The sequence below is a fragment of the Dokdonella ginsengisoli genome (assembly GCF_042652785.1).
GTDB lineage: Bacteria > Pseudomonadota > Gammaproteobacteria > Xanthomonadales > Rhodanobacteraceae > Dokdonella_A > Dokdonella_A ginsengisoli.
Genome location: NZ_JBHSHD010000003.1, coordinates 155,491 through 174,994, shown reverse-complemented (window position 1 = coordinate 174,994; position 19,504 = coordinate 155,491). Strand labels below are relative to the sequence as shown.

Annotated in this window: 21 protein-coding genes; 14 read left to right on the top strand and 7 right to left on the bottom strand. The window is 70.2% G+C overall.

Annotation, left to right across the window (positions count from 1 at the left end; genetic code table 11):
- Nucleotide 1: 1 nt before the first annotated feature.
- On the bottom strand, nucleotides 2-523 hold the full coding sequence (locus ACFO6Q_RS02925) for a GNAT family N-acetyltransferase (RefSeq protein ID WP_380019013.1): 522 nt from the start codon (nucleotides 521-523) through the stop codon (nucleotides 2-4).
- A 146-nt stretch (nucleotides 524-669) separates the two neighbouring features.
- Between ACFO6Q_RS02925 and recQ the strand changes: the two genes are divergently transcribed.
- The 9 genes from recQ to ACFO6Q_RS02880 all read left to right on the top strand — a co-directional run bounded on the left by recQ (nucleotide 670) and on the right by ACFO6Q_RS02880 (nucleotide 11,544).
- The gene (gene recQ / locus ACFO6Q_RS02920; RefSeq protein WP_380019012.1) at nucleotides 670-2,490 is read left to right on the top strand and encodes a DNA helicase RecQ; all 1,821 of its coding nucleotides are present in this window, start codon (nucleotides 670-672) and stop codon (nucleotides 2,488-2,490) included.
- 89 nt (nucleotides 2,491-2,579) lie between these two features.
- On the top strand, nucleotides 2,580-4,037 hold the full coding sequence (locus ACFO6Q_RS02915; protein ID WP_380019011.1) for a TolC family protein: 1,458 nt from the start codon (nucleotides 2,580-2,582) through the stop codon (nucleotides 4,035-4,037).
- Nucleotides 4,037-5,164, top strand: coding sequence for an ABC transporter permease (locus ACFO6Q_RS02910; protein WP_380019010.1), 1,128 nt, complete (start codon nucleotides 4,037-4,039; stop codon nucleotides 5,162-5,164). The genes ACFO6Q_RS02915 and ACFO6Q_RS02910 overlap by 1 nt, the downstream gene beginning before the upstream one ends.
- Before the next feature lie 10 nt (nucleotides 5,165-5,174).
- Nucleotides 5,175-5,879: an ABC transporter ATP-binding protein gene (locus ACFO6Q_RS02905; RefSeq protein ID WP_380019009.1), complete on the top strand. Its 705-nt coding sequence runs from the start codon at nucleotides 5,175-5,177 to the stop codon at nucleotides 5,877-5,879.
- Between the two features lie 197 nt (nucleotides 5,880-6,076).
- Nucleotides 6,077-6,877, top strand: a complete 801-nt coding sequence (locus ACFO6Q_RS02900) for an efflux RND transporter periplasmic adaptor subunit (RefSeq protein WP_380019008.1) — start codon at nucleotides 6,077-6,079, stop codon at nucleotides 6,875-6,877.
- 217 nt (nucleotides 6,878-7,094) lie between these two features.
- Nucleotides 7,095-8,549, top strand: a complete 1,455-nt coding sequence (locus tag ACFO6Q_RS02895) for a pectin acetylesterase-family hydrolase (protein WP_380019007.1) — start codon at nucleotides 7,095-7,097, stop codon at nucleotides 8,547-8,549.
- 59 nt (nucleotides 8,550-8,608) lie between these two features.
- Entirely contained in the window at nucleotides 8,609-9,271 is a 663-nt protein-coding gene (locus ACFO6Q_RS02890; protein ID WP_380019006.1) for a hypothetical protein, read from the top strand.
- A gap of 105 nt (nucleotides 9,272-9,376) precedes the next feature.
- Nucleotides 9,377-10,078, top strand: a complete 702-nt coding sequence (locus ACFO6Q_RS02885; RefSeq protein ID WP_380019005.1) for an MtnX-like HAD-IB family phosphatase — start codon at nucleotides 9,377-9,379, stop codon at nucleotides 10,076-10,078.
- A 104-nt stretch (nucleotides 10,079-10,182) separates the two neighbouring features.
- Nucleotides 10,183-11,544, top strand: coding sequence for an aspartate aminotransferase family protein (locus ACFO6Q_RS02880; RefSeq protein WP_380019004.1), 1,362 nt, complete (start codon nucleotides 10,183-10,185; stop codon nucleotides 11,542-11,544).
- A gap of 145 nt (nucleotides 11,545-11,689) precedes the next feature.
- Here the strand turns inward: ACFO6Q_RS02880 and ACFO6Q_RS02875 are convergent, their stop codons facing one another.
- Complete coding sequence (locus tag ACFO6Q_RS02875) at nucleotides 11,690-12,088, bottom strand: DUF3224 domain-containing protein (RefSeq protein WP_380019003.1); 399 nt, start codon at nucleotides 12,086-12,088, stop codon at nucleotides 11,690-11,692.
- 197 nt (nucleotides 12,089-12,285) lie between these two features.
- On the opposite strand from ACFO6Q_RS02875, the gene ACFO6Q_RS02870 reads away from it, so the two are divergent.
- Nucleotides 12,286-13,086, top strand: a complete 801-nt coding sequence (locus ACFO6Q_RS02870; protein ID WP_380019002.1) for a DUF6597 domain-containing transcriptional factor — start codon at nucleotides 12,286-12,288, stop codon at nucleotides 13,084-13,086.
- A 127-nt stretch (nucleotides 13,087-13,213) separates the two neighbouring features.
- Nucleotides 13,214-14,023 (top strand): hypothetical protein, encoded by an 810-nt coding sequence (locus ACFO6Q_RS02865; RefSeq protein WP_380019001.1) that lies wholly within the window; start codon nucleotides 13,214-13,216, stop codon nucleotides 14,021-14,023.
- 79 nt (nucleotides 14,024-14,102) lie between these two features.
- Here the strand turns inward: ACFO6Q_RS02865 and ACFO6Q_RS02860 are convergent, their stop codons facing one another.
- From ACFO6Q_RS02860 to ACFO6Q_RS02850, 3 genes are all read right to left on the bottom strand, one after another.
- On the bottom strand, nucleotides 14,103-14,423 hold the full coding sequence (locus ACFO6Q_RS02860) for a YXWGXW repeat-containing protein (RefSeq protein WP_380019000.1): 321 nt from the start codon (nucleotides 14,421-14,423) through the stop codon (nucleotides 14,103-14,105).
- Nucleotides 14,424-14,560: 137 nt separating this feature from the next.
- Nucleotides 14,561-15,775: a beta-ketoacyl-[acyl-carrier-protein] synthase family protein gene (locus ACFO6Q_RS02855; protein WP_380018999.1), complete on the bottom strand. Its 1,215-nt coding sequence runs from the start codon at nucleotides 15,773-15,775 to the stop codon at nucleotides 14,561-14,563.
- 23 nt (nucleotides 15,776-15,798) lie between these two features.
- Nucleotides 15,799-16,053, bottom strand: a complete 255-nt coding sequence (locus ACFO6Q_RS02850; protein ID WP_380018998.1) for an acyl carrier protein — start codon at nucleotides 16,051-16,053, stop codon at nucleotides 15,799-15,801.
- A 183-nt stretch (nucleotides 16,054-16,236) separates the two neighbouring features.
- On the opposite strand from ACFO6Q_RS02850, the gene ACFO6Q_RS02845 reads away from it, so the two are divergent.
- The 3 genes from ACFO6Q_RS02845 to ACFO6Q_RS02835 are packed head-to-tail and all read left to right on the top strand — an operon-like array spanning nucleotide 16,237 to nucleotide 18,213.
- Complete coding sequence (locus ACFO6Q_RS02845) at nucleotides 16,237-16,593, top strand: EamA family transporter (RefSeq protein ID WP_380018997.1); 357 nt, start codon at nucleotides 16,237-16,239, stop codon at nucleotides 16,591-16,593.
- A complete protein-coding gene (locus tag ACFO6Q_RS02840) occupies nucleotides 16,593-16,979 on the top strand; it encodes a DMT family transporter (protein WP_380018996.1) in 387 nt (128 codons plus the stop codon). Before ACFO6Q_RS02845 ends, ACFO6Q_RS02840 begins: the two co-directional genes overlap by 1 nt.
- Nucleotides 16,957-18,213 (top strand): DegT/DnrJ/EryC1/StrS family aminotransferase, encoded by a 1,257-nt coding sequence (locus ACFO6Q_RS02835; protein WP_380018995.1) that lies wholly within the window; start codon nucleotides 16,957-16,959, stop codon nucleotides 18,211-18,213. The genes ACFO6Q_RS02840 and ACFO6Q_RS02835 overlap by 23 nt, the downstream gene beginning before the upstream one ends.
- Nucleotides 18,214-18,217: 4 nt before the next feature.
- On the opposite strand, the gene ACFO6Q_RS02830 is transcribed toward ACFO6Q_RS02835, so the two are convergent.
- Nucleotides 18,218-19,138, bottom strand: coding sequence for an alpha/beta hydrolase (locus ACFO6Q_RS02830; protein WP_380018994.1), 921 nt, complete (start codon nucleotides 19,136-19,138; stop codon nucleotides 18,218-18,220).
- 40 nt (nucleotides 19,139-19,178) lie between these two features.
- Nucleotides 19,179-19,499 carry a hypothetical protein gene (locus tag ACFO6Q_RS02825; protein WP_380018993.1) on the bottom strand — a complete coding sequence of 107 codons (321 nt, stop codon included), beginning with the start codon at nucleotides 19,497-19,499 and terminating at the stop codon, nucleotides 19,179-19,181.
- Between the last annotated feature and the right edge of the window lie 5 nt (nucleotides 19,500-19,504).

The window sequence follows — 19,504 nt, the reverse complement described above, 5'->3', positions numbered from 1 at the left end:
GCTACCACACCTCTCCAGCGCGCCAGTCGGTCGACAGCGGAGCGTGCAGATCGAGCGCCGGCGGGGTCAGCGGCAGCCGCAGGATCATCACCTGTTCCTCCGGCGTCGCGATCTCGGCGCCGCCGGGATCGAGGTACGACAGCGGGCCGCGCCAAAGCTCCCAGTCCAGGCGCCGGTAGTAGCCGTCGTCCGACGGCGACAGGGCGGCCAGCGCGAAATCGCCGAGGAGAGCGGGAAGGCGCGACAGGACCGCGCTGGCGTATCCGCGGCCCTGGTGCTCCGGCGCGGTCGCCACGGCCTCGACGTAGGCAGTCCGAAGCGGCGCGAGGTTCGCCGCGCGCAGCTCGCGCCCGATCCAGGCCGCGTGGCTGACCAGCTCGCCGTCGAGCCGCGCCAGCACGTGCGTCGCCGGCGACAGCAGGTCGAGGAACGGCGAGAAGTCCTCCTCGTACGCGCGCGAGCACAGCGACAGCAGCTCTTCGCGCAGCGCGCCGCGGATCGCCTCGCTCGAGACGACACGCAAATCGAGCGGTCGGCCGGATCGCGCGCGGGCATCGGTGGACAAGGTCGAGGATTCCACGGTCGCAACGGGTTCCGTCGCGGCGGCGATTCTACGGCGGCGGCCACGGAATCCGACGGCGAGCCGATGCGCTTTGCTAGCATCGCAGGATGTCTTCTTCGTCTTCCCGCGCCGAGCAGATCCTGCATTCCGTCTTCGGCTACCCCGCGTTCCGCGGCGAGCAGCAGGCGATCGTCGAACACGTCGCCGGCGGCGGCGACGCCCTGGTGCTGATGCCGACCGGCGGCGGCAAGTCGCTGTGCTACCAGATTCCGGCGCTGCTGCGCGACGGTTGCGCGGTGGTGGTATCGCCGCTGATCGCGCTGATGCAGGACCAGGTCGACGCGCTGCGCCAGCTCGGCGTGGAGGCGGCGTTCCTGAACTCCAGCCTCGACGCGCTGGAGCAGCGCGAGGTGGAGAAGCGCTTCGCGCGCGGCGAGCTGAAGCTGCTCTACGTCGCGCCCGAGCGCCTGCTGACCGAGCGCTGCCTCGACCTGATCGAACGCACGCCGGTGGCCCTGTTCGCCATCGACGAGGCGCACTGCGTGTCGCAGTGGGGGCACGACTTCCGCCGCGAGTACCGCGAGCTGACCCTGCTGCACGAGCGCTTCCCGCAGATTCCGCGCATCGCGCTGACCGCCACCGCCGACGCGCCGACCCGGCGCGAGATCGTCGAGCGGCTGGCGCTCGAATCGGCGCACCAGTTCGTCGCCAGCTTCGATCGGCCCAACATCCGCTACCGCGTGGTCGAGAAGGACGACGCGCGGCGCCAGCTGAAGGATTTCCTCGCCGCGCACCGCGGCGAGTCCGGCATCGTCTACTGCCTGTCGCGGCGCAAGGTGGAGGACACGGCCGAGTGGCTGGCCGGCGAGGGCTTCGACGCGCTGCCGTACCACGCCGGCATGGAAGCGGTGCTGCGCGCGCGCAACCAGCAGCGCTTCCTGCGCGAGGACGGCCTGGTGATGGTCGCCACGATCGCCTTCGGCATGGGCATCGACAAGCCGGACGTGCGCTTCGTCGCGCACCTGGACCTGCCCAAGAGCATGGAGGGCTACTACCAGGAGACCGGCCGCGCCGGCCGCGACGGCCTGCCTTCGGACGCCTGGCTCTGCTACGGCCTCGGCGACGTGGTCACGCTGGCGCAGTTCATCGCGCAGTCGGAGGCCGGCGAGGAGCGCAAGCGCGTGGAGCGGCGCAAGCTCGACGAACTGCTCGGTTATGCCGAAACGACCGCGTGCCGGCGCCAGCGCCTGCTCGCCTATTTCGGCGAGACGCTGGCCGAGCCCTGCGGCAACTGCGACAACTGCCTCGATCCGCCGGAGACCTGGGACGCCACCGTGACCGCGCAGAAGGCGCTGTCGTGCGTCTACCGCACCGGCCAGCGCTACGGCGTGGCGCATCTGACCGCGGTGCTGCGCGGCGAGACGGACGAGCGCATCCAGTCGCTCGGCCATCACCAGCTGAGCACGTTCGGCATCGGCGCCGACCTCGACAAGCAGCAGTGGCGCGGCGTGTTCCGCCAGCTCGTCGCCACCGGCCTGCTGACGCCGGACGAGGAGGGCTACGGCACGCTGCGCCTGACGCAGGCCAGCCGCGCGGTGCTGCGCGGCGAACAGGCGGTGCACCTGCGCCGCCAGGCCGATCGCGCCGGCCGCCGCGCGAAGCGCCAGACGGCGCGCGGCGAACGCGCGCGCGCCGTGCTCGACATCGCGCCGCACGAAGCCCCGCGCTGGGACGCGTTGCGCGAGCTGCGCGCGCGGCTGGCGAAGGAGCAGGGCGTGCCGGCGTACGTGATCTTCCACGACGCGACCCTGCTGGCGATGCTGCGCGAACGGCCGCAGACGCTGTCCGCGCTCGGCGCGATCAGCGGGGTTGGCGAGCGCAAGCTGGAGCGCTACGGCGAATCGTTCCTGGCGGAGCTGACCTCCTGAGAGAACCGCGCTTTCACGCGCAAGCGGACGCGAACCGGCTAGACTTGCGCCGCGCGTCCAGCGCAGTTTTCCAGCTTTCGACACCGCGCATGGATCGACGCCCCGCACATCCGCAGCTGCCGCACGGCCTCGATCGGCCGGGCCGGCTCCGGCGGCTGCTGCCGCTCGTCCTCGGCGCCGCGCTCGCCGGCTGCGCGACGCCGCATCTGCCGCAGCTGCCGCGCGAGACGCCGCCCGGATGGCAGCACGCGCCGGCCGACGACGCGGCGCTCGGCCCGGCGCCCGACCTGCACGGCTGGTGGAAGGCGTTCAACGACACCGAACTCGACCGGCTGGTCGAGCGCGCGCTGGCCGGCAACCTGACCCTCCAGCAGGCGGCGCTGCGCATCGGCGCGGCGCGCTCGCTGGACAGCCGCACCTACGCCGAATACCTGCCCGAGGCCGGCATCCGCACCTTCGCCGAGCCGGTGCCGGACAACAGCGCCAGCTATTTCCAGATGGGCTTCGACGCGAAGTGGGAGTTCGGCCTGTTCGGCCGGGCGCAGAGCCACGCGCGCGTGACCGCGGGAGAACTCGGCGTCGCGCGCAGCGAGGCGCAGGCCGCGCGCGTGAGCGTGGTCGCCGAGGTCGCGCGCACCTACGTCGAATTGCGCGGCGCCGAACAGCGCCTGGGCCTGCTCGAACAGGCGCGCAAGCTCGCGCAGGACAAGGCCGAGCTGACCGCCACGCGGCAGCGCCTGCGCCTGGCCTCGGCGAACGAGCTGGCGCAGACACAGGCCGGGCAGGCGTCCGCCGAGGCCGCGCTGTACGAGCCGCGGCTGGAGATCGAGCGCTGCCGGCAGCAGCTTGCCGTGCTGCTCGGGCTCGATCATGCCGGCACCGACCTCGTCGCCGCCGGCGCGCCGCCGCGGCTGGGCAGCCTGCGCATCGCCAGCGCACCGGCCGACCTGCTGCGCACGCGTCCGGAGATCCGCCGCGCCGAGAACGAGGTGCTGAAGGCGGCCGGCGAGCTGGGCCTGGCGCAGGCCGACCTGTATCCGCGCCTGGGCATCGGCGGTTCGCTGACCTACGCGGCGCGCGTGATCGGCCACACGCGCCTGTCCGACGCCGACGGCATCGTCACGATCGGCCCCGCGATCGACATTCCGCTGCTCGACTGGGGCGCGCGACAGGCCGTGGTCGACGCGCGCGACGCGGCACTCTCGGCCAGCGTGCTGGCCTACCGGCAGGCGGTGCTGGAAGGCGTCGCCGAGGCGGAGACCGCGCTGGCCACGCTGCAGCAGCAGAGCGAGCGCGCCGCCGCGCTGGCGCGCGGCATCGACGGGCTGGCGAGCAGCGCCGCCGCCACCGTGACGCTCGGCCGCCTCGGCCTTGCCGACGGGCTGGACCGCACCGCCGCGGACAACGCCCTGCTGCAGGCGAGGCTGGAAGCCGCGCAGGCGGAACAGGCGCGCAGCATCGCCTTCATCGCGCTGTACAAGTCGCTCGGCGGCGCGCCGCTGCCGCCGCCGGAACCGGCCGCCGAAACGGGCAAGGGCGCGTCCTGATGGTGCCGCTCGCGCGCAAGACCCTCGTCCACGAGTGGCGCCGCTTCCTGCCCTCCGCGCTGGCGGTCGCGTTCTGCGGCCTGCTGCTGCTGGTGCAGGCCGCGCTGGTGCTCGGCATCTTCAACAGCGCGGCGGTCTACATCAAGAAATCCGGCGGCGACCTGTGGGCCGGCTATCCCGGCACGCAGAGCATCGAGCTGGGTCGGCCGATTCCGCACGACGCGCAGATCAAGCTGCTGATGGATCCGGAAGTCGAGCGCGTCGAGCCGTTCCGCTGGATCGACGGCGACTGGCGCGGACCGGCCGACAAGGGCGGCGTGTCGGTGTTCATCTCCGGCATCGACACGCGGCCCGACGCGATGATGTTCGCCGACGTGCTCGCGCCGGAACTGCGCGCGCAGCTCGACGAGCCGGACAGCGTCATCATCGATCGCGCGGACCTGGCCAAGCTCGGCATCGACGTCGGAGCGCAGGCCGTGGTCAACGGCAAGCGCGTGCGCATCGTCGGCGTCGGCAACGGCCTGCGCGCGCTCGGCGGCGTCAACATCGTCACCTCCCTGGCGACCGCGCGCCGGCTCGAAGCCGACAACGAAAGCGGCGACGTCGCCTACTATGTGGTCAAGCTGCGCGATCCGCAGCGCGCCGAGGAAGTGCGCAAGCGTCTGCAGCCCGGCGGCACGCGCCGCTACGAGATCTGGACCCAGCGCGCCTTCGCGCACCGCGCGGTCACCTACTGGATGTTCGAGACCGGCGCCGGCCTCGGCGTGATCTTCCTCGCCGCGGTGGTGTTCCTGGTCGGCGCGGTGATCACCAGCCAGACCCTGATGGGTGCGGTGGCCGGTTCCATCCGCGAATACGCGACCCTGCACGCGCTCGGCGTCGGCTTCTCGGCGCTGCGCGGCGTGGTCGTGAAGCAGTCGGCCTGGGTCGGCGCGTTCGGCCTGGTCGTCGGCGGACTGGTCACCGCGCTGATCGTCTGGCTCGCCAACCGGCGCGACGTGCCGGTGCAGCTCGACGCGCTCACCGTCGCGGTCTGCGCGATCGCCGTGATGGGCATCGCCCTCGTTTCCGGCCTGATGGCGGTGCGCGCGCTGCGCCACGCCGATCCGGCCCTGCTGCTGCGCTGACGGGCTTCGCATGAGCGCCGCGCTGATCGCCGACCACCTCAGCAAGTCCTTCGTCACCGGCGCGGTGCGCACCGAGGTGCTGCGCGGGCTGTCGGTCGAGGTGCAGGCCGGCGAGCTGACCCTGGTCTCCGGGCCGTCGGGCTGCGGCAAGAGCACGCTGCTGGCGATCCTCAGTGCGCTGCTGCGCCCGGACGGCGGACGCGCGTTCGCGCTCGGCCAGGACCTGGCGCGCCTGTCGCCGCGCGAACGCGAGCGCTTCCGCCTGCGCCACACCGGCTTCGTGTTCCAGGGCTTCAATCTTTTTCCGGCGCTCGACGCGATCGAGCAGGTCGCCTTGCCGCTCGGCTATCTCGGCCTCGACGACGCCACCGCGCGCCGGCGCGCGACGGCCGCGCTGGAGGAAGTGGGCCTGGCCAGCCGCATGCGGCTGCGGCCGGCCGAGCTGTCCGGCGGCGAGAAGCAGCGCGTGGCGATCGCGCGCGCGCTGGCGAAGGAGCCGCAGCTGCTGTTCGCCGACGAACCGACCAGTGCGCTCGACGCCGCCAACGGCCAGATCGTCATCGACACGCTGCACCGCATCGCGCGCACCCACGGCGCGACCGTGCTGTGCGTGAGCCACGACCAGCGCCTGATCTCGCACGCCGATCGCGTGCTGGCGATGGAAGACGGACGCATCCTGTCCGACCGCCGCATCACCGCGCAGGCGCCGGCATGACGACCGAAACGACGCTGCGAAGCGTGACACCGGGGTTTGCTATGCTGTCTGGCTTGCGGAGGGAACCTGTGTCGGCGGCTCCAGCGAAAGCATTCGGGAAGAATCGGTTCGGCGCGTACGGTCGCCGCTTCGCCGCGGTCGTGCTCGCGTCGGCGCTCGCCGCGTGTTCGGACGGCCGGCGCGAGAAGTCAGCCGCGGTGCCCGCGCCGGGACCGTACCTGGCGATGGCGCGCGGCCAGGTCGACGTCGAGGGCGGGCTGATCCGCATCGTCGCTCCGCGCGACGGACGGCTGGAGGACATCCGCGTCGAGGACGGCGATGCCGTCGAGGCGGGACAGGTGCTGGCGACGATCGATCCGCGCCAGGCGAAGATCGCGCTCGGCGCCGCGCAGGCGCGGCTGGCCCAGGCCGAGGCGCAGGTCGGCGTGCTGAAGGCGAAGCTGCCGCAGGCGCAGCAGCAGGCGCAGCGGCTCGGCGAAGCCGCCGGGGCCGGCGCCGCGACCGGCCAGTCGGCCGACGACGCGGCCACCGCGCTGGCCGTGCTGAAGGCCGAAACCTCCGTCGCCGAAGCGGCGGTGAAGCTCGCCCACCAGCAGGTCGAGGAAGCGCACACCGAACTCGACGCGCGCAGCATCAAGGCGCCGGCGGCCGGACGCATCGTGCGCCGCTCGGCGCACGTCGGCGACGCGGTGTCGACGCAGCTGGCGACCGAGCTGTTCCAGCTGCTGCCGAACCGCCCGCGCATCGTGCGCGCGGAGCTCAACGAAGCCTACGTCGACCTGGTCAAACCGGGCATGCAGGCCGAGATCGTGCGCGATTCCGACCAGGGCGAGGCCATCCCCGCGCGCGTGCTGCGCGTGGGCGAGGTGTTCGGCCCGAGCCGGCTGGCCGACGATCCGGTCGAGCGCGCCGGCGCGCACGACGTCGAATGCGTGCTGCAGCTCGACGGCGGCGAGTTCCGCATCGGCCAGCGCGTGCTGGTGCGCTTCAAGCGCTGATCCGCCCGCCGCGTTCGCGGCGCGGCCGCCTCGAATCCCCAACGCTTCCCGCGCCGCCGCATCGCGCGGCTTCGCTCGCGCATGCCCGGATTCTTGAATTCCGTCTCAGAAGGCGGGGCCGGGCTGCGTCAGCCTACGATGGTTTCAAACGGAAGATTAAATTAGGTAATCCAATCTTGTTCGAACACGTCCATCGTCCATCCTGGAGGATTCCGCCATGATGAAAGACCGGTGCAAGCGTTTCTGTGCGTTCGCCGTGCTGGGGCTCGCCGTGCCGTTCGCCGGCGCGCACGCCGAGGAGGGCGATTACGACGCCTGGCGCACGAGCCTCAACCTGCTGTTTCCGCCGCGGGCGGACAATCCCGTCACGCCGGCGCAGCACGATGCCGCGCAGTACCCGCTGCTCGACCATCCTTCCGGCTTCGACGACGGCTTCTCGCCCGGCGCCTACGGCGTGTGGCAGACCGTGCAGGTCGACCCGAGCACCGGCGCGGCCTGCGCCGACGGTTCGCCGTACAAGTTCTTCGTCAACCGCGCGCCGAACACCAGCAACATGCTGCTCTACATGGAGCCGGGCGGCGCGTGCTGGGACTACGATTCGTGCGTGATCGGCGGCGACGGCGTGCGCAGCGCGATCAACATGCACGGCATTCCCGACTACTACATGAGCCTGGCGTACTCGGACGTGGATCTCTCCGCGCTCGGCAACGCGCTGGTCACCAGCCTGACCCACAACCTGATCACGCCGCTGGTCGAGCGCGTGCCGCCGTTCCTCGACTTCGTCAAGACGCAGTCCTGGACCCTGGTCTACGTGCCGTACTGCACCGGCGACGTCAGCGGCGGCGACAAGGTGGCGGTCTACACCGACGCGGACGGCGGCAATCCGACCGTCGTCCACCACAACGGCGTGCGCAACACGCGCGCGGTAGCGGCCTGGCTCAAGAACCACCTGCAGCGTCCGGCGCAGCTGGTGCTTTCCGGCAGCAGCGCCGGCGGCGTCGGCAGCCTGATCCACTACTACCCGCTGCGGCGCGACATGGCGCCGAACCGGGGCTTCCTGCTGTCGGACTCCGGCCCGCTGATGAGCGCGCCGACCGGCGCCGACCCGGCGCAGTATCCGTCGGTGCTGCTGCACGAGCAGATCCGCCAGACCTGGAACACCGACGCCCTGTTCGGCTACCTCGCCGCGGAAGTGCCCGGTCTCGACGCCGACGACTACGGCTCGGCCTACGCCGCGCTGGCGAACAAGCTGCCCGGCGACCGCATGGGCACCTCGCACTTCTGGCACGACCGCGACTTCTCCGACTACTCCTACGGCCGCTTCTACGCCGACAGCGCCGGCGCCACCGGCGAGGTGCGCGATGCGCTGAACCTGGAGCGCTGGCGCATCGACACGCAGCGGCTGAGCGCGACATTGAGCGGGTTGCCGAACTTCGGCGGCTATTTCCCGCAGTACCGCGCGCTCAACGAGAGCCACTGCAACCTGATCGTGGACCTGAAGAATTCCGACATCCAGGAGCAGGAGCTGGAACTGAAGGACTTCATCGACAGCGTGCTCGACGGACAGGGGCCGGTGATGCACGCCTCGGAAAGCAGCGACGCGGCCGATCGCGCCAAGCCGCCGAATCTGCTGTACCAGCTCGTCAATCTCGTCCTCGGCACCAGCGGCTGAGGGCGCGGGGCGAGGCGGCGGGCACCGTCTCCGCCGCCTCGCCCGGGCGCATCGACACGATGACCACGAACCGTCCTGCTTGGCCACGCGTGCTCGTCGGCCTCGCCGTCGGCGCGCTGATCCTGGCGCTCGGCTACCGCGCGATGCGTCCGGCGGAGAATCGCGCCGCGCCGACCGTCCCGGCTGTCGCGACGGCGACCGATGCTGCGCCCGTGCGCGACGCAGTGGCGCCGGCGACCGGTGGCGCCGCCGTCGTGAACGAGGACGAGGACGGCGCGGCCGCGCGCTGGCGGTCGTTCACGCGCTTCAAGGAACGCACGTTGAGTTTCCTGCGCGCCGGCGCCGGGCTGGAACCCGAGCGGCGCCGTGCGGAAGCCGACGCGTTGCGCGAGCAGGTACGGCAGTACGCGGCCGGGCGCTACCTCGCCGGCGGCGAGGCGATGATGCTCGAGGTGGCGCTGACGCGCAGCGGCATCGACGATCCCGCCGAGCGCGACGGCCGCATCGCCGACATTGCCGCGCGCTACCGCGTCGAAGCCGAACAGGCGGCACAGGAGCGCGCTTCCTCGCCCGATCCTCGCTTCCTCGACTACAAGGCGCGCGAAAAGGAGATCGTCGCGCAGGTCATGGCGATGCGCGAGATTCCGGGCGGCATCGAGCGCGACGAATACCTGCGCCGGCAGCTGCAGACCGCGCGCGAGCAGGCCTATTCGCGGCGCTGAACGCGCGCCGGCAAGGCCGCGTTGCCGAAAGCCGGCTGAAAGACACCCGCCACTACCCTGTTCGCCGCGAAGAATCCCGCCGGGATTCGCGGAAAACGCAGATCCATGTCCCACTGGACGATCCTGTGCGACTTCGACGGCACCGTCTCGGTCGAGGACATCACCGATTCCCTGCTCGAGCGCTTCGGCCGGCCCGGCTGGCAGGCGATCGAGCAGGCCTGGAAGCGCGGCGAGATCGGCTCGCGCGAATGCATGGAGCGCCAGATCGCCCTGCTCGACGCCAGCCGCGAGGAACTGGACGCGCATCTGGACGGTATGGCGATCGATCGCGCCTTCCCCGCGTTCGCGGCCGCCGCGCGCGAGGCGGGCATGCCGCTGGCGGTGGTCAGCGACGGCCTGGACTACGCGATCCGCCGCATCCTCGGCGCCTACGACCTGGGCGACCTGCCGATCGTGGCGAATCGTCTGGAAGCGGTCGGCGCGCGCAGCTGGAAACTCCAGTTCCCGTACGGCAGCGCGGATTGCCGCAGCGGCAACTGCAAGTGCTCGTGCGCCGGTCGCGCGCACGCCGAACGCCAGCGCGTGCTGCTGATCGGTGACGGAGCGTCCGATTTCTGCGTGGCCGGCGAAGCGGATCTCGTGTTCGCCAAGCATCGCCTGATCGAACACTGCCGCTCGGCCGGCATCCCGTACGTGCCGATCACCAGTTTCGCCGACGCGGTCGACCTGTTGCCGACCCTGATCGCCGGCGAACTCGCCGCGCACGGCAGCGAAGTGCCGCTGGCGGCGTCGCTGCAGGCGGCCTGAGCCGCAGCGGCCGCGCCGGCATCCGGCGCGCCGCCATTGTTCCGAAGCCTTTTCGATCCTCCGCGCCCGGCGCGGGCCGGTCCGTCATTCTGGAGTCGCATCCCTTGAACATCGACAGCTCGAAAACTCCCCTGGTCGCCGGCCTCGACACGGCCCGCAGCGCCGGCCTGTTCGAGGCCGCCTGCAAGCTGATCCCGGGCGGCGTCAACAGCACCGCGCGCGCGACGTGGTCGGGATGGTCACCCTATCCGCTGTTCGTCGAGAGCGGGCAGGGTTCGCGCCTCACCGACGTCGACGGCAACGAATACATCGACTACCTGCTCGGCCTCGGGCCGATGCTGCTCGGCCACCGGCCGCCGCGCGTGACGCAGGCCGTGGTCGACTTCATCCAGTCGCGCGGCACCGTGTTCGCGCTGCCGACCGCCGACGAAGCGCGCCTGGCCGAGAAGATCGTCGCCGCGGTGCCGAGCGTGGAGCAGGTGCGCCTGTGCAATACCGGTACCGAGGCGGTGCTCTATGCGACGCGGCTCGCTCGCGCGTTCACCAAGCGCAACAAGATCATCCGCTTCGAAGGCATGTACCACGGCTTCTCCGACGGCGTGTACTGGAGCAAGCATCCGTCCATCGCCAAGGCCGGTCCCGACGACCGTCCGGTGGCCGTGCCGCAGGGCCCGGGCATGCCGAAGGGCGTGGAGGAGAACCTGCTCATCCTGCCGTGGAACGATCCGCAGGCGCTGGCCGATGCGATCGCGCGCGAGGGCGATTCCATCGCCGCGGTGCTGACCGAGCCGGTGATGTGCAACACCGGCTGCATCCTGCCCAGGCCCGGCTATCTCGAGGCGATGCGCGAGCTGACGCGCGAGCGCGGCATCGTGCTGATCTTCGACGAGGTGATCACCGGCTTCCGCCTCGGCCTGGCCGGCGCGCAGGGACGTCTGGGCGTCACGCCGGACCTGTCGGTGTTCGCCAAGGGCATCGGCGGCGGCTTCCCGGTCGCCGCGATGGGCGGGCGCGCCGACATCATGGCGCTGGTCGCCAACGGCACCGTCTCGATGGCCGGCACCTACAGCGCCAACGGCATCGCGATCTCGGCGGCGAACGCGGCGCTCGACGAACTGGCGACTCCGGGCCTGTACGAAAAGCTCGACGCGGTGTCGGACGAGCTGCGCCTGGGCCTGGGCAAGGTGCTGAGCGAGGCGGGCCTGCCGGCCTACGTCGTTGGCCTCGGCCCGCTGATGCAGGTGTGGTTCGCCAAGGAAGAGATCCACAACTACCGCGACGCCGAGCGCCGCGCCGACCAGGACATCTTCCGCCGCTGGTGGCAGGGCATGCTCGAGCGCGGCGTGCTGTTCCATCCGGGCGCGTACGAGAACCTGTTCGTCTCCACCGCGCACACGCGCGAGGACGTGGCGGCGACGCTGGCCGCGGCGAAGCAGGTGGCGGCGGATCTCGCGCGCAGCGTGTGACGGCAGCGCCGCGGCGGACATTCGGCTGACGCCGCGGCAAGAAAGCTTTCTCGCAGAGGCGCAGAGAAAGCGTTTCGGCGAGAAGGCTTTTCTTTCCTCCGCGTCTCTGCGAGAGATGCTTCTTCGACAGCCTCGCCAGTGGTGCTCACTCGGCAAGTTCGTAATCGAATTCGTAGTAGTGCTTGCCGCCCTCGGCGATGACGATCTTCATCGTGCCGTCGAGCCCGGCGAGTTCGCCGGTGCCCGAGCCGGGCACGACGATGATGTTCAGATGGGCCTCGCCGGGCGTCCGCGTCGCATTGTGCTGCAGCGAGAAAGCGCCGCGCTTGCCGTGCAGCGTGCCGGTCACGCGTTCCACCGCGACGTAGCCGCCGGTGTCCTTGCTGTTTCCGGCGTACAGCATCTCGCCCTGGCTGACCGCGTCGAGGTCGCCGTGGAACTGCTTGTCGATCGACATGCGGCCGAGGCCGGCGTCCGGATTCTTGTTGTAGGCTTCGAGCGGTTGCACTTTCACGTCGAAAGCGCCCTTCGCAGGCTGTTTCATGGCGGTTCCCTGATGGATGGCGGAATGGCCGGAGCGGGTCCGGTCGATGCTGGATGGAATCGGGCCGGCGAACAAGACCGGTGCGATCAGGCAGAGCGTCGTCAGTCGCATGCCGGGTTCTTCGCCTGCGCGGTGCGGACGACCGCGGCGGTAACAGGCTAGCGAGCACCCGAGCGTCGGGATTGAAGAAACGCGACATGGTCCAGCCGAAACACGATCCGCCGCGCGGCGTTCTGCGCGCTGCCGACTCCGCGGCGGGCTTCGCGCACGCGCGCTACTGGCCTTCGCCCGATCTCGCGCCGTTCGTCGAGCACTACTGGACGGTCGAATGGGACCTCGACCGCCCGTGTGTGCGCGAGACGCTGCCGCATCCGGTCGTGCACATCGTGCTCGAAGACGATCGCGCCACCTTGACCGGCCCGACCACGCGCCGCTTCACGGCGAAGCTGCAAGGCCGCGGGCGCGTGTTCGGCATCAAGTTTCATCCGGGCGGCTTCCGTCCTTTCGCGAGTGGACCGGTATCCGCCTATGCCGACCGCACGATCGACCTGGGTCGCGTCTTCGGCGAGGCGGCGGAAGAACTCGCGCCGCGGGCACTGGCGAGCGCCGACCATCGCGCGACGATCGTCGAGCTGGAAGCGTTCCTGCGCGCACGCGAGGCGCACATCGACGCGACCGCGGCGTCGATGACGCGCATCGCCGCGTGCATGGCCGCCGAGCGCGACATCACGCGCATCGAGCAGGTCGCGCAGCGCTTCGGCATCGGCCTGCGCAGCCTGCAGCGCCAGTTCCGCGACTACGTCGGCGTGTCGCCGAAATGGGTGATCCAGCGCTACCGCCTGCACGAGGCGCCTGCGCGCATCGACGCCGGCGGCGACGTCGACTGGGCCGCGCTTGCGCTCGATCTCGGCTACGCCGACCAGGCGCACCTGATCCGCGACTTCAAGCGGATCGTCGGATGCACGCCGGCGCAGTACGCGCGCGCGGCGATGCGCTGAGAAAAGCCGCGCTTCGCACGCCATTGCGCGCATGCGCCGCGTTCCTTCGTTACGGCTTCGTTCATTCTGCAAATCCGCCGCGGCGGCAGTATTCAAGGTCCATCAAGATCGACTCGCGAGGAAGACCGTGGCGAAGAAAAACTCCAAATCCCTGCCGGCGCTGTGCGCGCTGGGCCTGCTCGCCGCCAGCCCGGCGGCGTTCGCCGATCCGTCGCCGGCGCTCGATCGCGTCAGCATCTGGCTCGGCGGCTCCTATCTGAACACCGACGCCCATCTGAAGGCCGACAGCGACGATCTGTCGACCGGCAGGCTCGACCTCGGCAGCGGTCACGAATCGGTCGCGCGCGCGCGACTGGACCTGCTGCTGTTCGACACGCAGGGCTTCACCTTCGACTTCTACCGGCTCAGCCGTTCGCAAACGCAGACGCTGACCGAGCAGTTCAACTTCCAGGGCGTTCCGTTCGACCTCAACGCACGCGTGCGCGGCAAGTTCGACTTCGACATCGGCAGCGCCGCCTACCACTGGTGGTTCGGCAGCGGCAGCGACGTGTTCGGCATCGGTCTCGGCGCCGCCTACTATCGCGCCAAGCTCGGCCTGAGCGGCAGCGCCACCGCGGACGGGCAGACCTACGAGGCCAGCGCCAAGTGGGACGAGGATGCGGTCGCGCCGATGGTCACGCTGGCGTACAAGCATGCGTTCTCCGATTCCCTGCGCTTCTACGTCAATGCCTCGGGCGTGAAGAAGAACGGCGGCAGCCTGTCCGGTCACATCTACGACGGGCGCATCGGCGTGGAGTGGTTCCCGTTCCACAACCTCGGGCTCGGTGCGGAATACGGCAAGACCGAGATCAGCCTCGACCACAAGCGCAGCGGCTACGATGCGAACCTGGATCTCGACCTCGACGGTCCGTCGCTGTTCGCCCGCCTGCGCTTCTGATCCCTCGCTGCGCACGGCAGGTAAAAAAAGGGCCCGCGAATGCGGGCCCTTTCCTTTTTTCGCTCACGCAGCGGCGGACTCAACGGTGCCAGCGGCCGCGCTCGCGATGCCAGCCGCGCGGGCCGTGCGTCCAGCGCACGGGAGCGTAGTGGTAGCCCGGACGCACGTGCGTCCAGTAGCCCGGCACCCAGCGGTAGCGGCCGTGCGACCAGTCCCACGAGCCGCCGACCCAGACGTAGCCGCGGCGCGGCGGCGGAATCCGTTCGGCGCGCAACGGCGGCGGCGCGGACGTGGCGTAGACGACGACGCCTCCCCGTGCCTGCGCCGGCGTGGCGCTCAGGGTGCCGCCGGCGACGAGTGCGGCGGCCAGTATCAGCGACGACAGAATCGGGCGGTGCATGATGTTCTCCTGCTTCGATGCGCTCGACGGAGCGCGTGGTTCGGAGCAGAAATTAGCCGCGCGGCGCTGAATCTCGCCCATGCAAACCGACGTAAAGACGGGCGCGCAAAAGCGTGGCGTACCGGTTCCGGCGTGCCCTAAGGTGCGCGGCGCAGCGCCACGACCGCGTTGAGTCCGCCGAAGGCGAAGGAGTTGCTGATCGCGGCACGCACCGGCATCTCGCGTGCGACGTTGGGCACGTAGTCGAGATCGCATTCCGGATCGGCGTCGCCGAAGTTCGCGGTCGGCGGCACGACGCCGTCGCGCAGGGCGCCGATCGCGGCGACGAGTTCCACCGCGCCGGCCGCGCCGAGCGCATGGCCGTGCATCGACTTGGTCGACGAGACGGCGAGGCGGTCCGCGTGCGCGCCGAACGCGCGGCGGATCGCCTTGGTTTCGGTCGGGTCGTTCGCCGGCGTGGCGGTGCCGTGGGCGTTGACGTAGTCGACGTCTTCCGGTGCCAGGCCGCCGTCCTTCAGCGCGCGCTCGATCGCCTTCGCCGCGCCGGCCTCGGACGGAAACACGATGTCGCCGGCGTCGGCCGACATGCCGGCGCCGACGAATTCGGCCAGGATCGTCGCGCCGCGGCGCTGCGCGTGTTCGAGCGTTTCCAGCACGATCACGCCGGCGCCTTCGCCGAGCACCATGCCGCGGCGCTGCCTGGAGAACGGCCGGCAGGTGTCGTCGGCCATCACGCGCATCGCTTCCCAGGCCTTGACCGTGCCGAGCGTGATGCACGCTTCGGTGCCGCCGGCGAGGGCGGCGTCGGCGACGCCGCTGCGCACCATGTGGAAGGCCTGGGCGAGGGCGTGGTTGGCCGACGAGCACGCGCTGACGGTGGCGAACGCGGGACCGTGCAGGCCGAACTCGATGGCCACGTGCGAGGCCGGCGCGTTCGCCATCAGGCGCACGATCGTCAGCGGATGCAGGCGCGGATTGTTCTCGCCGTACAGGCGCTTGAACGAGGCGTCGTGGGTCTGTTCGCCGCCGATGCCGCTGCCGATCACGACCGCGGTGTTCTCGCCGAGGCCATCCGCGGCGAAATCGATGCCGGACTGCGCCACCGCTTCGCGCGCCGCGACCAGCGCGAACTGCGAGACGCGATCGAGCAGGGGCAGGCGCTTGTCGTCGAAATGCGCGGCAGGATCGAAGTCGCGCACTTCGGCGGCGATGCCGAAGCGCAGCGATTCGCGCGGCAGGCTGATGATCGGGCCGATCGCCGCGCGTCCTTCGCGCATCGCGCGCCAGGAGTCGGCGGCGTTGGGTCCGAGCGGCGTGACGGCGCCGATGCCGGTGATGACGACGCGATGCATGCGCGATCCTGGCGCAGTCGTGTTCAGGACTGCGCCGGCTGTTCGGCGACGAGCTTCTCGACCGCCTCGACCAGGCCCTTGACCGACTCCGTGTCGAAGTTCGGATCGCGGTCGGGCATGGTGATCTTGAAGTGGTCCTCGATCTCGAAAATGATCTGCACGGCATCGAGCGACTGGATCTCCAGATCCTTCAGCGTCGCCTCGGGCGTGATGCGCGCGCGATCGATGCCCGACTCCTTCGCGATGATGTCGAACACGGTGTCCTGCACGCTGCTCATTCCGTCTCTCCTCGGGGTCCTCGCGCATCGGCGGCGCGATGCGTCGCCGGCATCATCGCCGGGCCCGGCGCGATCTTCAAGGACGGTGCGGAACGGTCGACGCTGTCGTCCGGCGCGGGCATACTGCGCCGCCTCCAACCGCAGCCGGCGCCGCAGCGCCGGTCCGACTCCCGCAGGTCCTCGATGTCCGCGACCGTGGTCACGCTGTGGCTGCTCAATGTACTGCTCGATACTTTCGGGCAGCTTTCGTTCAAGGCCGCCGCAGCCGCGCCGGGCCTGGGCGAGGGCGCCGCGCGCTGGCGCGCGATGGCGCGGCGGCCGTGGATCTGGATCGGCGTGGGCTGCTACGTCGGCGAGTTCCTGGTCTGGCTCGCCTTCCTCTCGCTGGTGCCGCTGTCGGAGGGCGTGCTGCTCGGCTCGATCAACATCGTCGCGGTGATGATCGCCGGGCGCATCCTGTTCAACGAGCGGTTCTCGCCGCTGCGCACCGCCGGAATCCTCCTCGTCGCGGCCGGCGTCGCCGTCGTGGGGCTCGCCTGATGCGCCGCTTCTACCTGATCGGATTCCTGGTGCTGATGTGCTTCGACACGTTCGCGCAGGTGTGCTTCAAGCTCACCGCGAACCACGCGATGCCGCCGGAGGCGAACCTGGACTGGGTGCTGCGCCTGCTGTCGACGCCGTGGGTGTACTGCGCGATCGCCTGCTACGTCGGCGCGTTCCTGAGCTGGATGACCCTGCTCGAGCACGCGCCGATCGGACCGGCCTTCGCCGCCTCGCACCTGGAGGTCATCAGCGTGATGGCGCTGTCGGTGGTGCTGTTCGACGAAAAGATCGGCACGCCGCAGCTGCTCGGCTGCGCGCTTATCATCGCCGGCATCGTTTGCCTGGCGATCAGCGAAACCGATGGCGAAAAGCCACCCGCCTAGCTTCCTCGAAGTTCCTCCCACCGCGGGCCTGCCGCCGTACTGGGGCGATCTTTCGCCGTTCGCCGGCTCCGCCGCAGCGCGCGGCGACCTCGCGCGCGCCGCTGCCGATTTCCTCGGCGTCGACGACGTGCAGGTCGAATGCTCCGGCACCGCCAGCCTCGTCGTCGCGCTGACCGCCCTGCATCGCCTGAGCGGCCGCAGCGTCGTCGTCGTGCCGGCCTACACCTGTCCGCTGGTCGCGCTCGCCGTCGCGCATTGCGGGCTGGAACTGCGCCTGTGCGACCTCGCGCCGGGCTCGATCGACTTCGACGCGCAGCAGCTGGAACAGGCCTGCGACCGCGACACGCTGGCGGTCGTGCCGACGCACCTCGCCGGTCGCGTCGCCGACGTCGACGCGGCGCTCGCGATCGCGCGCGCGGTGGGCGCCTTCGTGATCGAGGATGCCGCGCAGGCACTCGGCGCCCGGCGCGATGGCCGGCCGGTCGGGCTCGACGGCGACGTCGGCTTCTTCAGCCTCGCGGTCGGAAAAGGCCTGACCACCTTCGAGGGCGGGCTGATAGTCGCGCGCGATGCCACGCTGCGGCGGGAACTCGCGCGCACGAGCCGCGAGATCGTGCCGTATCGCTTCGGCTGGGAGCTGCGGCGTTCGCTGCAGCTGCTCGGCTACCACGCGCTGTACCGGCCTTCGCTGCTCGGCCTCGCCTACGGCGCGCCGCTGCGCCGCGCGCTGCGGCGCGGCGATCCGGTCGCCGCGGTCGGCGACGATTTCGACGCCGACATTCCGCTGCACACGCTGGGGCGCTGGCGCCGCTCGGTCGGCGCTCGTGCGTTCGCACGTCTGCCGGCGTTCCTCGAGACCTGCACCGCGCAGGCGGCGCGGCGCAAGGCGAGGCTGGCGCGCATCGATGGCGTCGACGTCGTCGACGATCGGCCCGGCGCCGAGGGCACCTGGCCGTTCCTGCTGCTGCGTCTGCGCGACGAGGCAAGCCGCGACGCGGCGCTGCGCGACCTGTGGGGCGCCGGCCTCGGCGTCAGCCGACTGTTCATCCACGCGCTGCCGGATTACGGCTACCTGCAGCCCTTCGTCGGCAAGCGCGCTGAGGAAAGCGGCGCGATACCGAACGCGCGCGCGTTCGCGGCGACGACCTTGACGGTGTCCAACAGCCCCTGGCTTGCCGACGCGGCGTTCGAGACGATCTGCGCGCGCCTGCAAGCGGCCGTCGCCGCCGCCTAGCGGATCATTTCCGGAGCAGGAATACGTCCTGCAGCGCCCACAGCAGGCCGACCGGGAACGTGGTCGTGTGGAACGCGCCCTCGACGACCTTGCCATGCAGCTTCAGGCTCTTGTACTTGCGCGAGGCGAGGCGCTCGAGCATCTGTGCCTGCTGCGCGACCATGTTCGAGCCGTCCGGACATTGCGAAGGCGCATCACCGCAGCCGCCGGGGTATTCGGTCGAGCCGATCGCCATGTACAGGTTCGCCTTCAGGTCGGCGTGCGTCTTCGCGTACGCCGCCTCGGCGTCGAACATCGCTTTCCTGTTGTACCAGAGCGAGGCGCTGGTCAGGATGTAGTTCTGGAACAGTTCCGGTTCGTTGAACATCACCCAGATGCCGAACAGCCCGCCGTACGACTGGCCAGCCAGGCTGCGCCGACGCGGATCGGCGCGGTAGGTCTTCTCGATCAGCGGGATCGCTTCGTCACGGATGAAGTCGAGAAAGGCCGGCGCGCCGCCGGTCGGCGTCGGCTTGTTGCGCCGGTCGACCAGCGGCGTCAGATCGCGTTCGCGGCTGACCACCGGATCGTCGCCGCGTGCGTACGACAGCCCGACCAGGATGAAATCCTCGAACGTGCCGTGGTTGAACGGCACGCGCGTGACGCCCGAAGCGACCTGGAACGTGTACGGCCCGTCGGTCAGGTACAGCACCGGATACGTGCGCTGCGCGTTCTCGGGCTTTTCGTAGCCCGGCGGCAGCTTCACGTAGAGGTCGTAGCTGCGCTCGAGCTTGGTCGAGTCGATGGTGTGGACGGTGCTGCGTTCGATTTGGAAAGGGGGTGGGGCGACGGAGGCGGTCGTGGCAGACGCAGGTTCGGCGGAGGCGAAAGAGGAAAGGAACAGCAGGGCCAAGCCCAGAGCACTCGAGCGTTTGTCGAAATTCATCTTCGGTTGCCGGGATGGTGAAGGTCGTCCAGTCGGGCGTTCAAATTGAACCTACGCTTCCGTCGAGCTTGGTGCTGCCGAATCGATCCCTGGCTCGGGTAAGCATCTTCTGGAGAATCCATGCTGACGCGCAGCCCGGAGTGAGCATGATGAAGGTGAACAAAGTCCAGAAGGCGTAGAGGTCCGGTCGTGAGAGCAACGGCACGTAAGAGCCGTCTCGATTCAAGCTGCACGCCCCGGTTGGGGACTCGATTTTCCCTCCCGCGTCCAGGCAGGAGTCCTCCTCGAAGAAGGTGGCGGCATGTGCCGCTACGAAAACAGATACGGCGAAACCGATGAGCAACGCAATGATCTTGATCATGTGCT

Bases quoted from the DNA above. Each gene is read 5' to 3' on its own strand.
- ACFO6Q_RS02870 (WP_380019002.1), top strand. From the start codon at position 12,286: ATGGTCCAGCCGAAACACGATCCGCCGCGCGGCGTTCTGCGCGCTGCC.
- ACFO6Q_RS02860 (WP_380019000.1), bottom strand. From the start codon at position 14,423: ATGCACCGCCCGATTCTGTCGTCGCTGATACTGGCCGCCGCACTCGTC.
- ACFO6Q_RS02915 (WP_380019011.1), top strand. From the start codon at position 2,580: ATGGATCGACGCCCCGCACATCCGCAGCTGCCGCACGGCCTCGATCGG.
- ACFO6Q_RS02855 (WP_380018999.1), bottom strand. From the start codon at position 15,775: ATGCATCGCGTCGTCATCACCGGCATCGGCGCCGTCACGCCGCTCGGA.
- ACFO6Q_RS02885 (WP_380019005.1), top strand. From the start codon at position 9,377: ATGTCCCACTGGACGATCCTGTGCGACTTCGACGGCACCGTCTCGGTC.
- ACFO6Q_RS02830 (WP_380018994.1), bottom strand. From the start codon at position 19,138: ATGAATTTCGACAAACGCTCGAGTGCTCTGGGCTTGGCCCTGCTGTTC.
- recQ (WP_380019012.1), top strand. From the start codon at position 670: ATGTCTTCTTCGTCTTCCCGCGCCGAGCAGATCCTGCATTCCGTCTTC.
- ACFO6Q_RS02835 (WP_380018995.1), top strand. From the start codon at position 16,957: ATGGCGAAAAGCCACCCGCCTAGCTTCCTCGAAGTTCCTCCCACCGCG.
- ACFO6Q_RS02895 (WP_380019007.1), top strand. From the start codon at position 7,095: ATGATGAAAGACCGGTGCAAGCGTTTCTGTGCGTTCGCCGTGCTGGGG.
- ACFO6Q_RS02850 (WP_380018998.1), bottom strand. From the start codon at position 16,053: ATGAGCAGCGTGCAGGACACCGTGTTCGACATCATCGCGAAGGAGTCG.
- ACFO6Q_RS02845 (WP_380018997.1), top strand. From the start codon at position 16,237: ATGTCCGCGACCGTGGTCACGCTGTGGCTGCTCAATGTACTGCTCGAT.
- ACFO6Q_RS02840 (WP_380018996.1), top strand. From the start codon at position 16,593: ATGCGCCGCTTCTACCTGATCGGATTCCTGGTGCTGATGTGCTTCGAC.
- ACFO6Q_RS02825 (WP_380018993.1), bottom strand. From the start codon at position 19,499: ATGATCAAGATCATTGCGTTGCTCATCGGTTTCGCCGTATCTGTTTTC.
- ACFO6Q_RS02875 (WP_380019003.1), bottom strand. From the start codon at position 12,088: ATGAAACAGCCTGCGAAGGGCGCTTTCGACGTGAAAGTGCAACCGCTC.
- ACFO6Q_RS02890 (WP_380019006.1), top strand. From the start codon at position 8,609: ATGACCACGAACCGTCCTGCTTGGCCACGCGTGCTCGTCGGCCTCGCC.
- ACFO6Q_RS02910 (WP_380019010.1), top strand. From the start codon at position 4,037: ATGGTGCCGCTCGCGCGCAAGACCCTCGTCCACGAGTGGCGCCGCTTC.
- ACFO6Q_RS02905 (WP_380019009.1), top strand. From the start codon at position 5,175: ATGAGCGCCGCGCTGATCGCCGACCACCTCAGCAAGTCCTTCGTCACC.